This is a genomic window from Rhodococcus sp. NyZ502, from assembly GCF_041464245.1.
Taxonomy (GTDB): domain Bacteria; phylum Actinomycetota; class Actinomycetes; order Mycobacteriales; family Mycobacteriaceae; genus Rhodococcus_F; species Rhodococcus_F qingshengii.
Genome location: NZ_CP167156.1, coordinates 184205 through 196477 on the forward strand (window position 1 = coordinate 184205; position 12273 = coordinate 196477).

General features: G+C 60.5%; 10 protein-coding genes. 7 read left to right on the plus strand and 3 right to left on the minus strand.

Features of this window, described 5'->3' with window-relative positions; genetic code table 11:
- The first annotated feature begins 281 nt into the window (after positions 1 to 281).
- From lnt to ACBG85_RS29940, 3 genes are all read left to right on the plus strand, one after another.
- Complete coding sequence (lnt, locus tag ACBG85_RS29930; RefSeq protein WP_054186708.1) at positions 282 to 1802, plus strand: apolipoprotein N-acyltransferase; 1521 nt, start codon at positions 282 to 284, stop codon at positions 1800 to 1802.
- A gap of 248 nt (positions 1803 to 2050) precedes the next feature.
- A complete protein-coding gene (locus ACBG85_RS29935) occupies positions 2051 to 2764 on the plus strand; it encodes a M23 family metallopeptidase (protein WP_019747357.1) in 714 nt (237 codons plus the stop codon).
- Between the two features lie 130 nt (positions 2765 to 2894).
- Positions 2895 to 3536, plus strand: a complete 642-nt coding sequence (locus tag ACBG85_RS29940) for a TlpA disulfide reductase family protein (protein ID WP_029537714.1) — start codon at positions 2895 to 2897, stop codon at positions 3534 to 3536.
- A 227-nt stretch (positions 3537 to 3763) separates the two neighbouring features.
- Here ACBG85_RS29940 and ACBG85_RS29945 read toward each other — a convergent pair whose 3' ends face one another.
- Positions 3764 to 4009: a hypothetical protein gene (locus ACBG85_RS29945; RefSeq protein WP_054186707.1), complete on the minus strand. Its 246-nt coding sequence runs from the start codon at positions 4007 to 4009 to the stop codon at positions 3764 to 3766.
- Positions 4010 to 4236: 227 nt separating this feature from the next.
- Here ACBG85_RS29945 and ACBG85_RS29950 point away from each other — a divergent pair, with 227 nt between their 5' ends.
- Genes ACBG85_RS29950 through ccsB form a run of 4 tightly spaced genes read left to right on the plus strand, consistent with a single transcriptional unit; the run spans position 4237 to position 8207 of the window.
- Entirely contained in the window at positions 4237 to 4803 is a 567-nt protein-coding gene (locus tag ACBG85_RS29950) for a TlpA disulfide reductase family protein (RefSeq protein WP_019747360.1), read from the plus strand.
- Complete coding sequence (locus ACBG85_RS29955; RefSeq protein ID WP_019747361.1) at positions 4800 to 5606, plus strand: cytochrome c biogenesis CcdA family protein; 807 nt, start codon at positions 4800 to 4802, stop codon at positions 5604 to 5606. The genes ACBG85_RS29950 and ACBG85_RS29955 overlap by 4 nt, the downstream gene beginning before the upstream one ends.
- Positions 5603 to 7228 (plus strand): cytochrome c biogenesis protein ResB, encoded by a 1626-nt coding sequence (locus tag ACBG85_RS29960; RefSeq protein ID WP_054186706.1) that lies wholly within the window; start codon positions 5603 to 5605, stop codon positions 7226 to 7228. The genes ACBG85_RS29955 and ACBG85_RS29960 overlap by 4 nt, the downstream gene beginning before the upstream one ends.
- A gap of 1 nt (position 7229) precedes the next feature.
- Positions 7230 to 8207 carry a c-type cytochrome biogenesis protein CcsB gene (gene ccsB, locus ACBG85_RS29965; protein ID WP_019747365.1) on the plus strand — a complete coding sequence of 326 codons (978 nt, stop codon included), beginning with the start codon at positions 7230 to 7232 and terminating at the stop codon, positions 8205 to 8207.
- Positions 8208 to 9029: 822 nt separating this feature from the next.
- Here the strand turns inward: ccsB and ACBG85_RS29970 are convergent.
- Complete coding sequence (locus ACBG85_RS29970; protein ID WP_019747367.1) at positions 9030 to 9782, minus strand: DUF305 domain-containing protein; 753 nt, start codon at positions 9780 to 9782, stop codon at positions 9030 to 9032.
- Entirely contained in the window at positions 9779 to 12244 is a 2466-nt protein-coding gene (locus tag ACBG85_RS29975; protein WP_019747368.1) for a cation-translocating P-type ATPase, read from the minus strand. The genes ACBG85_RS29970 and ACBG85_RS29975 overlap by 4 nt, the downstream gene beginning before the upstream one ends.
- Between the last annotated feature and the right edge of the window lie 29 nt (positions 12245 to 12273).

A 12273-nucleotide genomic window follows, 5' to 3' on the forward strand; every position in this document is an offset into this window, starting at 1 on the left:
TTTGTCCGTACTGTCTTCTTGACGGTATGGCGTTGCTGTGCAGGAACTTACGACCGAGTTCAGTGATGAACGGTCGACGGTGACGCACGGTCTGTCGGATGCCGAGCGTTGTACGGTGCGCCCGGAGAATCAAACCACATGTACTACTATGGTGCATAGTAGTACATGTCGCGTGCGATGCGGATTCCGATACATCACGAAAGGCATCAATCACGATGGTCGATCTCGTCGAAAACGTCCCCCGTCGAACTCCGGTAGAGCAACCACCTCGTCGAGGGTGGATGCAGGTGAGCGGGCGGGCCGCGGGCGCAGTGACGGCGGGTGGAGCGCTGTATCTGAGTTTCCCTCCGTACTCAGCGTGGTATCTGGCTCCCGTCGGGTTGGCTCTTCTGGTGCTGGTCCTTCGCGGCCGATCGGTGAGAGCTGGCTTCGGGTACGGGTATCTCGCCGGATTGGCGTTCTTCGTCCCATTGCTGCCCTGGGTAGGTGTCTACGTCGGAGCGCTCCCGTGGCTGGTTCTTGCGGCGATCGAAGCATTGTCGATCGGGCTCTTCGGGGCGACGGCGGCGGCGCTGAGTCGACTGCCGTGTTCGGTGGTGTGGATCGCCTCGGTGTGGGTGCTCCTCGAAGGGGTTCGCTCGCGACTTCCCTTTGGCGGCTTTCCTTGGGGGCGTCTGGCATTCGGTCAGGCGGACGGTGTGCTGTTGCCCCTGGCCGGCGTAGCTGGAGCCCCCGGCCTGAGTTTCGCCGTCGCGCTCCTGGGCTGTGGACTTGCGGGGCTGATAACAGCGTTGAGCGGTCGGCACTGGATGCGAATGTTCGCATGCATGGCGATTGTGACCGTTCCGCTGATGTCGGCGATGCTGCTTTCCGCACGTCCTACGCCCGCACCTGCGGCGATGAGCACAGTTGCCCTCGTTCAAGGAAACGTCCCACGGCTTGGTCTGGATTTCAACTCCCAACGCCGCGCGGTGTTGGACAACCACGTCGCCAAAACAAAGGAATTGGCCAGGGATGTCGACGCGGGACGGCTCCCTCGGCCGCAGTTGGTGATCTGGCCGGAGAATGCCTCGGATATCGACCCGTTACGTAACGGTGATGCGGCAACGCGCATCACCGATGCTGCGCGAGCGGTTGGTGTGCCCATTTTGGTCGGTGCGGTGCTGACGCGCGAGGACGGAACGACCTTGAACAGCGCGATCGTATGGGACCCTGCTTCCGGGCCCGGGGAGCAGCACGTCAAACGAAAGCTCGTCCCGTTCGGTGAATATCTGCCGCTACCCGGTGTGATGAATGCGCTGTCCTCGTATGCCGCTCGAGCGGGAAAGTTTGTGCCGGGTGACGGAAACGGTGTCGTTACTCTCAACGGCACTCCCACTGCTGTGGCCACATGCTATGAGGTCGCATTCGACGACCTGGTGCGGGACTCGGTGCGAAGCGGTGCCCAAGTCATCACCGTCCCAACAAATAACGCGACATTTGGGCGTACCGATATGACGTACCAACAACTCGCGATGTCACGGGTTCGGGCGGTCGAACACGGGCGCCCCGTGCTTGTGGCCGCGACGAGCGGTGTCAGTGCGATCATCGAGTCCCACGGCGCCGTACTTCAGCAAAGCGGCATCTTCACCGACGACGTACTGGTAGGCGATGTTCAACTGCGCTCGGACATGACTCTGGCGACACGGATCGGTCCTGTGCCCGAAATCGTGATCTCACTGCTCGCGCTCGGAGCGCTGCTGGTGAGCGTCACTTTCCGGGTTACCCGCGCCGCTCCACCTACTAAGATGAATAGTAATTGAGAGCGGTTTCGTATATCGTTTCGTTACATTCGGATGGAGGCGCTGCTCAACGCGGGTGGTCCACATCGCAAAACATGCGTGGTACGACAACCCGGAGGAGTGCAGTTTTGTCCCGTCACCGTAAGGAAGCCGGCGCCACATCCCGGCACGTCAGTGAGCTCGTTGCAATATCCGTCGGGTCGGGAAACTGCCAGGTCGCCGTTCGTGGGAGACATCGCACGATTACGCGCCATGGAGACAATGCGGTCGTGGCAGCCACGATGGCAGTCGCGGCAGGAGCGCTGATCGCCGCGGGAACCCAGATCTCCGGCCCCGCCCTGGCAAATGCACACACGGTTCACGACGAGTCCGACCAGTCTCGTGCAACACCCGATCCGGCGCCCGACACTGTTGCGGATGCAGCTCCGCCGCAAGCACTCATTTCTCCGACCACGGCCGGTGCCGGCGAGATGGTCGAGCAGCTTGCCAAGGGTGCATGGCTGGCGGAACAACGGGACGCGCTCGAATCCGCGGTCTCGATCCCCATCTCGACGGGATCTGTATCCACCGGATCGGCGGCGCGCACGATCAAGCCTGTATCAGGCACTCTCACTTCAGATTTCGGACCTCGATGGGGAACCACACACACAGGTCTCGATATCGCGAACGAGATCGGGACTCCGATCTACGCTGTCGCAGACGGGACCGTCATCGATTCCGGGCCCGCTTCCGGATTCGGGTTATGGGTTCGGCTCCAACATGACGACGGTTCGATCAGCACCTACGGCCATATCAACGAAACCCTCGTCAGCGTCGGGCAGCAGGTACGCGTGGGCGAACAGATCGCGACAGTGGGAAACCGCGGTCAATCCACCGGGCCGCACCTGCACTTCGAGATTGCAGACCCCTCGGGGCAAAAGGTAGATCCCAAGCAGTGGCTTGCGTCTCGGGGTGTGGAAGTTACGGACTACACCAGTTCCTGAACTACGGCCAGGTGCACCCACCAGGCTCCAACGTGACGCCGAGACTTCATGTTTCAAACATCGCTTTCGGATTTGAGTCGACGAGAAGGTCGGTATCCGCCAGGTATCGACAGGGATGAAAGATGATCAGATGCGCACTCAATGGCGGTGGACGGTATTTGCTCTTGCGGTCGTCGCCCTGCTCATAGCAGCGATGTGGCCACGGGGACGCGAATCGACTGAAGTTGCGCAACCGCCCGCTGCCACTGCCTCTCATGCCGGGGGATCTGCCACGGCCGACGGCGCTTCGCTCGCTGCACTTGCCGTCGCGGCGGCACTGCGTCCATGCCCCCTACCTGATCCGCAACGGACCACCTCGGGACAACTGTCCGGCGTGAATGTTTCATGCCTCGGGTCCCGGGAAAAATTCGATGTAGGAGACGCCCTCGCCGGCGAACCGACATTGATCAATCTCTGGGCGTCGTGGTGTGCACCCTGCCGAGAGGAAATCCCCATTCTGGGGGCTTATGCTGAGGAACCCGATTCAGTGAGGGTCGTCGGTGTCAACGTACAGGACAGTCAATCGTCAGCCTTGGCGCTGCTCGCCGACCTCGGAGTGCACTACCCCTCCTACGGCGACGCCGACGAGGTTCAAGGAACACTTGTCGCACCTCCAGTTCTGCCCCTGAGTTTCGTCGTGCAACGCGACGGCAGTGTCGAGCGGGTTACCGATCCTCCGGTCTTCCGCAATACCCAGCAAATTCGCGACGCAGTTGCGCGCATGGTGCGGTAATGCGTTGGGGGAGAACGAAAAAGCAGACCCTGAACCGAACCGGAACTGCGTCCGATCGGGCATTCGCCGATCGTTGTCGGACTGCCTGTAGTTTCTGACCAGCTCCCGAAAGTCGGGGACGGATGCGGGACGGCAGCTCGGCCGTGGGGAGGGGTGCAAGTTCGTCAGGCTGCTGGAGGAGCGAGTCGCCAGAGTCGGAACGTGGTTCGTCCTTGGTGAGGGCCGCACTAGTTCCGTGATGGTCTCGCGCGTGTCAGCACGCAGAGGAATCCGAGTCCGGTGATCAAGAACGCCATCGGATAACCCAAGAGCAGGTCCTGCCCTCCCGCCGAAGCGAGAAGATGAAGTTGGCAGAGGTGTGTGATGACGTGAAGCAGGGCCATCGCCACCCCGATTCCGACCAGAATCCATCCGAGCACCTGACGGCGACGTTCACGGCGATACTCGGTTGTGTACAGGGAATCTTTCGCCATCTCAGTCCTCCGTGCAGTTCGGATCCCAACCCAGCTACTATGCTACTTAGTATTACAGTACGTAGTTCACCGAAGGGTTGCGCAGTGCCCATAACCAGTCATCCGGTCGGAAAGTTCAGTCCGATAGTCGAACTCGACTGTTCTCGGCAGAAGGACGATCTGTGACGGCCGAATCCACATCACCTCACCCGTGTGTGAAACACTCCCACCGAATCCTGCGAGGACTGGTGCTTGCAACGGCCGTCGTCCTGGCCGCGTCGTCGTGTGCCACCGGCACAGACGCTGTCGCGCAAGGCGGTAGCTTCGACTTCGTGTCTCCCGGTGGACAAACCGAAATCTTCTACGACCCACCAGAAATCCGCGGAACGATCGGCGCTCTCGCAGGTCCGAACCTGATGGAGGAAGGACAACGGGTGTCACTCGACGACTATGTCGGCAAAGTCGTCGTGATCAACCTCTGGGGGCAGTGGTGCGCACCGTGCCGTGCCGAAGCGGACGACCTCGAAACCTCGTACGAAGCCACTCGCGATCTGGGCGTCCAATTCCTGGGTATCAATGTCCGAGATCCACAACGCGACAAAGCGCAAGACTTCGTCGTCGACAACCAGGTGACCTACCCATCCATCTATGATCCGCCGATGCGCACCTTGGCCGCGCTGGGCGGGAACTATCCGACGAGTGTGATTCCGTCGACCCTGGTTCTCGATCGTCAACACCGAGTCGCCGGCGTCTTCCTGAAGGCGCTGCTCGCAGACGATCTCACACCAGTGATCGAACGGGTGGCCTCGGAATGACCGTGCTGGCACAAGACTTGGGAACCACCTTCCAGAATGCAGTGTCCACAGGTCCACTGTTCGTGGCGCTCCTCGCGGCGGCCCTGGCAGGATTGATCTCCTTCGCCTCACCCTGCTGCATCCCCCTGGTTCCGGGATATCTGTCATATCTCGCAGGAATATCCGGGGCGCAGACGCCAGCAGTCGCCGACGGCGACACGACAACAGTCACGACTGGCCGCTGGCGGGTGACCGGAGCCGCTGTGTTGTTCGTGGCCGGATTCACGGTGGTCTTCGTCCTCGCCACTGCCTCTGTCTTCGGAGTCATGGGGATCTTGCAACTCAACCGGGAACTCCTGCAGAGGATCGGCGGCGTGATCACCGTCGTCATGGGCATGACCTTCATCGGTCTGGTCCCTGCCCTTCAGCGCGACACCCGTCCGACACCGCGCCGTCTGTCCAGCTTGGCAGGTGCCCCCTTGCTGGGAGCCGTCTTCGGGCTGGGGTGGACCCCGTGTCTGGGGCCGACCCTGGCCGGAGTCCTCTCGGTCACCGCCGGTACACAAGGCGCGACTGCTGCACGCGGTGTCGTGTTGATCATCGCGTACTGCCTGGGGTTGGGTCTTCCGTTCATCGCACTCGCCTTCGGCTCATCGAAAGCGCTTCGCGGAGTTGGATGGCTTCGTCGACATTCGCGAAGCATCCAAATCTTCGGTGGTGTCATGTTGATCCTCGTGGGATTGGCATTGTTGACCGGATTCTGGGAACTGTTCGTCTCCTGGATTCGTGACGAATTCGTCAGCAACGTGGTGCTACCGATATGACACAACAGGACACTCACGAGACGAAGGCGCCCCACCACCGCTCGTTCTTCCGCCCAGCAATCGCGCTGGTCCGCAACACCTGGCGCAAACTGACTTCGATGCGTACCGCGTTGGTGCTACTGTTCCTGCTCGCGCTTGCCGCAGTACCCGGCGCCCTCCTGCCACAGCGAAACCTCAACGTGGGCAAAGTCAACACATACATTGCAGCACGTGGCAGCCTCGGACAGTGGATGGACAAGATCGAACTGTTCGACGTTTTTTCCAGCTCCTGGTTCACCGCCATCTACGTTCTGCTGTTCGTCTCACTCATCGGGTGTTTGATCCCGCGCCTGGCAGAGCACCTCCGAGCCCTCCGCAGCACGCCGGTCCGCGCGCCGCGCAATCTGTCCCGCCTGCCGCACCACCACGCCGCGCAGGAACTGACTGCAGATTCCACAGCCGCAGTCGAGCGCGTCCGTGCGGCATTGCCGCGATGGCGGCTCGCGGTGCGAACAACAGACGACGGAACAACTGAGCTTTCGGCCGAAAAAGGTTATCTCCGAGAAGCCGGCAACCTCCTCTTTCACTTCTCCCTCCTCGGACTGCTGGTTACGATTGCGATCGGAAAGCTGTTCGGATATGAGGGCTCCGTCATCGTCATCGCCGATGGAGGACCCGGATTCTGCAACACCTCACCCGCCGTCTACGACTCGTTCAAAACCGGAAATGCGACGGACGGAACCGGTCTCGAACCATTTTGTATCAGGGTCAACGACTTCGCCGCCGACTATCTAGACAATGGCCAAGCTTCGATGTTCACCTCCAACATTTCCTACCAACAGGACGCGACAGACGACGGTCAATGGAACAACTATCAACTGAAAGTGAACTCCCCACTGAGAATTGGCGGCGAACGCGTGTACTTGACAGGACACGGATACGCGCCCCAATTCACTGTCACTTTCCCCGACGGCCAGACACGGACGGAATCACTGCAATTCCGCCCGGACGACGCCACCACTTTCCTCAGCAGCGGCGCACTGCGATTCGACCCCCCAGGCGGGACATACGGATCAGCGGAGGAGCGTCGCACCAATCAGATCGCCGTCGAGGGTTTGTTCGCACCCACAGCGGCATTCAACGGTAACCTTCTCACGTCTGCCTTTCCCGACATGCGCGACCCTGCGGTCGCCATCGACATCTACAAAGGGGACACAGGTCTCGATACCGGCATTCCACAGTCAATCTTCAGCCTCAACACCGAGATGATCAACCAGGGCCGCCTCACCAAGCAAGCGCGCGTCAATCTACGGCCAGGAGAATCGTCGAACTTGCCCGATGGCACTCGCGTGACATTCGACGGCGCAAAGGAATTCGCCAATCTTCAAGTTTCCCACGACCCGGCACAGATTTGGGTACTAGTCTTCGCCGTCACCATGATTACCGGCCTGATCACGTCACTGGTGATAAAGCGTCGCAGAATTTGGGTGCGAATCACCTCGACAACATCAGGCCCGGGTCCCGTATCGCTGATCGAACTCGGGGGACTGGCGAGAACGGACCACGCCGGATGGGGCGCAGAATTCGACATCGTGCACAGACGCATCTGGCAATCCGAAGAGCCCGCCCGCAGAGAAGAGTGACATGACGATCAATGAAACCCTTTCCCGATACAGCGATCTCAGCTACGGCACGGCATTCCTCGTATATCTACTTGCCCTTATTCTCTTCTGCGCGCAACTCGCCTCGGTACGCACACAGTCGCTCACGCCGACTGCGAGGGTGGGCGTCAACGCTGGTCCTGTACCGACCGCACCCGATGCGAGAGCCCCTGGGCGTATCGTCGAATCTTCTCCCCGATCGATGTCGGATCGGCTCGGCAACATGGGGTTGTCTCTGATAGTAGTCGCATTCGTGTTCCATCTCGGTGCGCTCGTCCTCCGTGGGGTAGCGACGCAACGAGTGCCCTGGGGCAACATGTACGAATTCGTCACCTTGACATGCGCGGCAGCAGTACTCGCCGGACTGCTGCTGTTACGGCGACCTGATCTGCGAACACTGTGGGTCTTCGCTCTGATACCGATCCTCGTTCTCATGTTCGTGGCAGGAACTGTCCTGTACGCGAATGCCGCCCCCGTCGTTCCTGCCCTACAATCGTATTGGCTTCCGATCCACGTCTCGATCGTCTCGATCGGTAGTGGGGTGTTCCTGATCTCGGGCGTATCGAGCATGTTGTTTCTGCTCAGAGTCCGATATGACGACCGTGGTGTCGACTCGAAGCTCGGCACATGGTTGCGGCGCCTACCCGAGGCGCACGTGTTGGATCGATTGGCTTACAAGACAACGATCTTCGCCTTCCCGCTCTTCGGGGCGGGAGTGGTTCTGGGAGCCATCTGGGCGGAAGCGGCCTGGGGTAGGTTCTGGGGGTGGGACCCCAAGGAAACGGTCTCCTTCATCGCTTGGGTGATCTACGCCGCGTATCTGCACGCGCGCGCCACTTCTGGTTGGCGCGATACCCGTGCCGCCTGGATCAACATCGCCGGTTTCGTCGCAATGCTGTTCAATCTCTTCATCATCAATATGGTCGTCTCCGGCCTCCATTCATACGCCGGACTCAACTGAGAGCGAGCTGGGTGAAAGCGACGCGGAACATAAAACTCAGGGGAGCACCGCGCCTGCAAAGGGCCGGCGCGACCCGAGGCGGCTCACGCTGGGCAATTCGAGTGAAACCCGCTGCAAAACAACTATTTGCGTTCGACTATCGGTCACTGGACGGCTGGAACTGCGCCGCCGAGCGGACCGGCAAACCCATTCTGATATTGCTTTCTGTACGAGGTGATCAAACGTGAATCGTGCACACTTGGCCCCTACCCGAAAGGTAGTCGTTGTGGGGCGCGTCAGGGAGTATTTTTGCCCGGCAACCTGCGCCGGCACTCGAGTTCATCGTGTATCACTGTCAATCTGATATGGTCGCACCTGCTCAGTGCCGGCTGGCTTTCGAGTCGGTACGCCTCCGCGATCAGCTCGGAGTCGGTCATCCCCCGCCGAACGTCTTGCATTGCGACCTCCACGTCGTCTGTTCTCGTTCGCGTACCCGATCAGTCCCTCGCTGGTCGATGGGCACGGTTTGCGCCTGAACCGTTTCAGGATGTAAATGAATCGATTCGGCTCGGTTTCAGGCGTCGGTTCCTTTGTGTTCGCGTTCCATCCTCGTCTTGAGGAACGACGAATGTGACCCGCGCACGCTGATCTCCAGATATCGGCGGATGATGACCAATCCCTCCACATGAGGTTGCCTCCAGACTGTTCGGCGTCCTCAGAGGGGTATTGGCCTGTCGCCGAGAAGGCTCGGTGCCTCTGCCGGGATCCTCGTCGAGCAGAGACACCGAGCCGCGTGCGCTCACATCCGAGTGAGATCTCGGTAACGACCGCCTGAAGTTGTGATCACAGCGTGGCGAGAATGTCTTCCATGGTGGTGATTTCCTCGTTTTGCGTGCGGATGATGTTCTGCGCCATGGAGATCGCTTCTGGATACTGTCCGGAATCAACTTCAGTTTGCGCCATCGCGACTGCTCCGCGGTGATGGTCGATCATCTGTGTGAGGAACAGTTTCGCGGCATCTGTTCCCTGCGCATTCTGCAGTGCAGTCATGTCCTCGGCGGACATCATCCCCTCCATGCCGGGCATCGTTCCCATGCTTTCGGAGGGCATGGGCATGTTCATACTGGTGGAGGGCATCGGCATGTTCATGCTGCTGGAGGGTGTCATGCCTTCCATGTTGTGAGAGGTGGTCGGCATATCCATGCCAGAGGAGGACGAACTCTGTCCCCAGCTGGTCAACCAGGCCTGCAGCTGCTCGATTTCTGGGCCCTGCGCCGCTTTGATCTGTTCAGCCAACGCTGTCACTCGGGGGTCGATACCGTCTTTGGAGAGGAGCATGTCGCTCATCTCGACGGCTTGACTGTGATGCGGGATCATCTGCTCGGCAAATGTCACATCTGCCTGATTATGAGTGCTCGCGTCCGCCGAGCTACTGGACTCGACACTCATTGACATCGGTGTGGAGGTGGTTCCATCGGAATTGGAACTGTTACATGCGGTGAGGACGAATAGTGCCGCAGTTGCTGCAGCGCTGATTGCGAGGATCTTCTTCATATCGGGGAAACCCTTTCGTTGGGAGATCGGTTGTCCGGTCATGAGGCGTTCTGTGAGGTCGTCTTCGGGGTAGTGCTTGGTGAAGGCCGGTGTTGATCCGGGGGAGAAGGGAGTCGTAGTCGCTTCAGCAGTAGTGCGTTGACGGCGACGATGAAGCTGGACCCGGACATCGACAGCGCTGCGATCTCTGGGCGAAGTACAAGTCCGAGGGAGGGTTCGAAGACTCCAGCGGCGATGGGGAGGGCGATGACGTTGTACCCGACGGCCCATCCGAGGTTCTGTCGCATCTTGCGGAGGGTGCCTCGCCCGATTTGTAGTGCGACCGGTACGTCGAGTGGGTCCGACCGCATCAGCACGAGGTCCGCTGTTTCGATTGCGACGTCGGTACCTGCGCCGATGGCGATACCGAGGTCCGCTTGTGCGAGCGCGGGAGCATCGTTGACTCCGTCCCCGACCATTGCAACTTTTTTGCCGGCATTTTGCAGCTCGACGATCTTGGCGGCTTTGTCGCCGGGGAGCACTTCCGCGATGACGGTATCGATACCGAGCTGGCCCGCGATGCGCTGTGCGGTGGCTTCGTTGTCGCCGCTGAGCATGACGACTTCGACGCCCAAGTCGTGCAGCGCCGCCACTGCGGCGGCGGAAGTCTCTCGGACAGCGTCGGCGAGTGCGATCACCCCGACGCCGTGTCCGTCGACGGCGACGAGTACTGCTGTTCGCCCGCTGGCTGCGAGGTCGTCGCGTGTGCCCATCAATGTGCCGAAGTCGACGTTTTCGGCGATCATCAGTTTGCGGTTGCCTACCGCCACTCGACGACCGTCCACCTCCGCAGCCGCACCGTGACCTGGCACATTACGGAAATTTGTGAGTGGAACTTCCGGGGCGCCGCGTTCGGCCGCGTAGCGGACGATCGCGCCGGCGAGGGGGTGTTCGGACTCGCGTTCGACCGCGGCCACAAGGGAAAGGAGTTCATCGGTGCCGATACCGTCGACGACGACGTCGGTGACTTCGGGTTCGCCTTTGGTGAGGGTGCCGGTCTTGTCCATCACTACCGTCTCGATGCGCGCCGAGGATTCCAGCGCGGTGGCATTTTTGAACAACACTCCTCGTTGAGCTCCGAGTCCGGTGCCGACCATGATGGCGGTGGGCGTGGCCAAACCGAGAGCGTCGGGGCAGGTGATGACAACGACGGTGATTGCGAACAGAAGCGCGGTCTGCACTCCTGCACCCGCCGCCCACCAGACAAGGAAGGTGCCGGTGCCGCCGATCAGAGCAACAAGGACGAGCCAGAACGCGGCCCGATCAGCGAACCGTTGCCCCGGCGCTTTCGAGTTCTGCGCTTCCTGGACCAACGCCACTATTTGGGACAGGGCGGTGTCGGCACCGACTTTGGTTGCTCGGACGCGAAGTGTGCCCGTCGTGTTGATGGAAGCCCCGATGACTGCGGATCCCGGTTCTTTGGATACGGGAAGGCTTTCCCCGGTCACCATTGACTCGTCGACTTCGGAAGTTCCGCTCTCGACCGTTCCATCGACAGGGACTTTGCCGCCTGGTCGGATCAGTAACAGGTCTCCGACGACAACGTCGGCGGTGGGAACTTCGACGGGTTCGCCGTCTCTCAACACGATTGCCAATGGCGGGGTCAGTTCGAGCAGTGTGCGAATCGCGTCGTTGGCTCCACCTCTGGCTCGCATCTCGAACCAATGTCCGAGCAGGACGAAAGCCGTCAGCACCGACGCGGCCTCGTAGAAGACCTCGCCGCCGCCGGTGAAGGTGACGGCGACGCTGTAGAGCCAACCCGCCCCGACGGCGACGGCAACGAGGACCATCATGTCGAGGGTGCGGGCCTTCAGAGCCCGATAAGCGCCGTCGAAAAAGATCCAGGCCGAGTAGAACACCACTGGCAAGCTCAGTATCAGGGTGAATACGTCGTCGCGGAGTCCGAACGGGGCGGGAACTGTGAATCCGAACATGTCGCGCCCCATCGGGGACCACAGCATGATCGGAATGGACAGAACGAGAGCGACGAGAAAGCGATTTCGCATGTCCCGGACCATGTCGTCCATCGACATTCCGGCGTGGGCGCCTCCGTGCCCCATCATGTCCTGTGCAGAGTGTTGAGCATGTGGTTCGTGCGCTGTGTGTTCGCCGTGAGGAGATTCGCCGGGGTGTTCGACCGGTGCGTCGGTTGATGTGTCGGCGTGGTCTGAATGAACGTGGTATTCAGAGGGCGTGGCGCTGGTGCTGTCGTTTGGTTCGGAGAGGGGGTCGCAGCTGTGGGAGGGCACTGATCGCCCTGCGCAGTGATAGCCGCAGTCCCGGATCCATTGGGACAGTTCGGGTATCGAGGTTGCAGCCGGGTCGTAGGTGACCGTGGCAGTTTGGTTGAGGACGTTGGCCTCAGCAGAGACGACGCCACGTCGGCGAAGGAGAGTTGATTCGACTGCGGCTTTCGATGTCGCCCACTGCAATCCTTGTACTTCGAGAACGGTGGTTCGATTCATCTCTGCGCCCTCTCGTTGTGACCGCCATT

What these genes read in the sequence shown, in the direction of transcription:
- lnt (WP_054186708.1), top strand. Translation starts at nt 282, where the DNA reads ATGCAGGTGAGCGGGCGGGCCGCGGGCGCAGTGACGGCGGGTGGAGCG.
- ACBG85_RS29940 (WP_029537714.1), top strand. Translation starts at nt 2,895, where the DNA reads ATGCGCACTCAATGGCGGTGGACGGTATTTGCTCTTGCGGTCGTCGCC.
- ACBG85_RS29945 (WP_054186707.1), bottom strand. Translation starts at nt 4,009, where the DNA reads ATGGCGAAAGATTCCCTGTACACAACCGAGTATCGCCGTGAACGTCGC.
- ACBG85_RS29955 (WP_019747361.1), top strand. Translation starts at nt 4,800, where the DNA reads ATGACCGTGCTGGCACAAGACTTGGGAACCACCTTCCAGAATGCAGTG.
- ACBG85_RS29960 (WP_054186706.1), top strand. Translation starts at nt 5,603, where the DNA reads ATGACACAACAGGACACTCACGAGACGAAGGCGCCCCACCACCGCTCG.
- ccsB (WP_019747365.1), top strand. Translation starts at nt 7,230, where the DNA reads ATGACGATCAATGAAACCCTTTCCCGATACAGCGATCTCAGCTACGGC.
- ACBG85_RS29970 (WP_019747367.1), bottom strand. Translation starts at nt 9,782, where the DNA reads ATGACCGGACAACCGATCTCCCAACGAAAGGGTTTCCCCGATATGAAG.
- ACBG85_RS29975 (WP_019747368.1), bottom strand. Translation starts at nt 12,244, where the DNA reads ATGAATCGAACCACCGTTCTCGAAGTACAAGGATTGCAGTGGGCGACA.